Source organism: Porphyromonas canoris (assembly GCF_000765975.1).
Classification (GTDB): Bacteria; Bacteroidota; Bacteroidia; order Bacteroidales; family Porphyromonadaceae; genus Porphyromonas_A; species Porphyromonas_A canoris.
The window spans coordinates 1-435 of sequence record NZ_JQZX01000016.1; the positions used below are offsets into that span (position 1 = coordinate 1).

Annotated in this window: 1 pseudogene; it reads right to left on the minus strand. The window is 50.6% G+C overall.

Features of this window, described 5'->3' with window-relative positions:
- Window positions 1-408: pseudogene (locus HQ29_RS09275) on the minus strand (hypothetical protein); the annotation flags it as partial.
- Window positions 409-435 lie beyond the last annotated feature (27 nt).

Genomic DNA, 435 nt, shown 5'->3' on the forward strand with positions numbered 1-435 from the left:
CTTTTCCGTGGGAGATACAGCGATGCCTTCCACCACCTTCACCAGGGTTACTTTCACCTCCTGCCCGTAAGCCGTACCGGCGGAATTGGTTGCGTACGCACGTGCATGGTAGACCTTGCCCGGAGTAAGGTTGCCGATGCTTACCTTGAAGCTGCCGGTCCCGGAGCCTCCGGAGACTTTATCGTTGGAAATAGTGGGAGCAGAACTCATGGCATAGCAGACACCACGATCCGTAACCGCCGCTCCGCCATCTGCAGAGACATTCCCCTCGCACTCGAAACTTGTTGTGGTGATGTTGGAAACAGAGCCGGTTGCTACCGTGGGAGCTTTTGCAGGCTCTTTCTGATCTTTCTTGCATCCCATAACAGACAGGGATACAGCCAGTAATAAAAATAGTACTCTTTTCATAATCATAAATTTTGTTATTTTCTCTTT